This window comes from Paenibacillus xylanexedens (genome assembly GCF_007676705.1).
Lineage (GTDB): Bacteria > Bacillota > Bacilli > Paenibacillales > Paenibacillaceae > Paenibacillus > Paenibacillus xylanexedens_C.
On record NZ_VEBF01000016.1, the window covers coordinates 1 to 2599 of the forward strand.

2 tRNA genes and 2 rRNA genes are annotated in these 2599 nt (G+C 52.1%); all 4 read right to left on the reverse strand.

Going from position 1 to position 2599, the window contains the following annotated elements:
* Window positions 1-1904, reverse strand: a 23S ribosomal RNA gene (locus tag FS628_RS30085); the annotation flags it as partial.
* A 204-nt stretch (window positions 1905-2108) separates the two neighbouring features.
* Window positions 2109-2184 (reverse strand) — tRNA-Ala (locus FS628_RS30090).
* 22 nt (window positions 2185-2206) lie between these two features.
* Window positions 2207-2283: transfer RNA gene (locus tag FS628_RS30095), tRNA-Ile, on the reverse strand.
* A gap of 36 nt (window positions 2284-2319) precedes the next feature.
* Window positions 2320-2436 (reverse strand): 5S ribosomal RNA (rrf, locus tag FS628_RS30100).
* Window positions 2437-2599: the final 163 nt, after the last annotated feature.

The window sequence follows — 2599 nt, forward strand, 5'->3', positions numbered from 1 at the left end:
TCCCTAACCACTCCCCTTAACCTTCCAGCACCGGGCAGGCGTCAGCCCGTATACTTCGCCTTACGGCTTCGCACAGACCTGTGTTTTTGCTAAACAGTCGCTTGGGCCTTTTCACTGCGGCCCCCTCGTGCTATTCACACTACCGGGGCACCCCTTCTCCCGAAGTTACGGGGTCATTTTGCCGAGTTCCTTAACGAGAGTTCTTCCGCGCGCCTTAGAATACTCTTCTCGCCTACCTGTGTCGGTTTGCGGTACGGGCACCATCACCTGGCTAGAGGCTTTTCTTGGCAGTGTGAGATCATGACCTTCGCTACTGTAATTTTCACTCCCCATCACAGCTCAGCCTTAATGATGTGCGGATTTGCCTACACATCAGCCTTACTGCTTGGACAGACATCCATCAGTCCGCGTCACTACCCTACTGCGTCCCCCCATTGCTCATAACGGCTTACGGTGGTACAGGAATTTCGACCTGTTGTCCTTCGACTACGCCTTTCGGCCTCGCCTTAGGTCCCGACTTACCCTGAGCGGACGAGCCTTCCTCAGGAACCCTTAGGCTTTCGGCGGATCAGATTCTCACTGATCTTTTCGTTACTCATACCGGCATTCTCACTTGTATAATGTCCAGCGCTCCTTACGGTACACCTTCAACCCTTATACAACGCTCCCCTACCCCTGATGCAAAGCATCAAGCCATAGCTTCGGTGGTGTGTTTAGCCCCGTTACATTTTCGGCGCAGAGTCACTCGACCAGTGAGCTATTACGCACTCTTTCAATGGTGGCTGCTTCTAAGCCAACATCCTGGTTGTCTGTGCAACTCCACATCCTTTCCCACTTAACACACACTTGGGGACCTTAGCTGATGGTCTGGGCTGTTTCCCTTTTGACAATGGATCTTAGCACTCACTGTCTGACTCCCGGAAGTAAGTCTATGGCATTCGGAGTTTGACTGAGCTTGGTAACCCTTGCGGGCCCCGCACCCAATCAGTGCTCTACCTCCACGACTCTGTTTTCCGAGGCTAGCCCTAAAGCTATTTCGGGGAGAACCAGCTATCTCCGAGTTCGATTGGAATTTCTCCGCTACCCCCACCTCATCCCCGCATTTTTCAACATGCGTGGGTTCGGGCCTCCAGTGCGTGTTACCGCACCTTCACCCTGGACAGGGGTAGATCACCCGGTTTCGGGTCTACGTCCACGTACTAAGTCGCCCTATTCAGACTCGCTTTCGCTGCGGCTCCGGCTCTTCACCTTAACCTTGCACGGGAACGTAACTCGCCGGTTCATTCTACAAAAGGCACGCCATCACCCCTAAAACGGGCTCTGACTTTTTGTAAGCACACGGTTTCAGGTTCTATTTCACTCCCCTTCCGGGGTGCTTTTCACCTTTCCCTCACGGTACTGCTTCACTATCGGTCGCTAGGAAGTATTTAGCCTTGGCAGATGGTCCTGCCGGATTCATACGGGGTTTCACGTGCCCCGCACTACTCGGGATCCGTCTCGGAGGGAACAGACTTTCAATTACAGGGCTTTTACCTTCTTTGGCGGGCCTTTCCAGACCTCTTCGCTTAACCGGTTCCTTTGTAACTCCATGTGAGACGTCCCACAACCCCAAAGAGCAAGCTCTCTGGTTTGGGCTTCTCCGCGTTCGCTCGCCGCTACTGACGGAATCACTATTGTTTTCTCTTCCTCAGGGTACTTAGATGTTTCAGTTCCCCTGGTATGCCTCTGCATAACCTATGTATTCAGTTATGAGTAACTGGAAATTACCCCAGCTGGGTTTCCCCATTCGGACACCCCCGGATCAAAGCTTGCTTACAGCTCCCCGAGGCAGTTTCGTTGTTCGCCACGTCCTTCATCGGCTCCTAGCGCCTAGGCATCCTCCGTGTGCTCTTAGTAGCTTAACCTCGTGCTCCGGTATTGGCCGCTCGCTTCCCTTGTTTTGCTTGCGCAAAGCCAAAAGTCGCTCCCACCCAAAACCATCGTACGTGCAATCTACCGTTTTTATTGAAACTTGTTTAACACAAGTTCAGCTAAAAAGGAATGTTCTAATTCGCATTTACTTTCGTTTCGATATCTAGTTTTCAAAGAACAAACTTGTAAAGCATTTTTGGTGGAGCCAAGCGGGATCGAACCGCTGACCTCCTGCTTGCAAGGCAGGCGCTCTCCCAGCTGAGCTATGGCCCCATATGAAATTAAAAGGTGTAGATGGTGGGCCCTGGTGGACTCGAACCACCGGCCTCACCCTTATCAGAGGTGCGCTCTAACCAACTGAGCTAAGGGCCCACATTATATATACTATTTGAACCCAAAATGGGTTACGCTTGGCGGCGTTCTACTCTCCCAGGACCCTGCGGTCCAAGTACCATTGACGCTGAAGGGCTTAACGGTCGTGTTCGGGATGGGAACGTGTGGAACCCCTTCGCTATCGCCACCAAACGTTTGAGAGTTTGAGCTCTCAAAACTGAGCAACGAGTGAGTAACTAGCCGACCTGGCTAGGTTTTGCAGTTAAGCTGCATATTTGAATGTTTCCACTCGGGAAACGATTCTCCATAGAAAGGAGGTGATCCAGCCGCACCTTCCGATACGGCTACCTTGTTA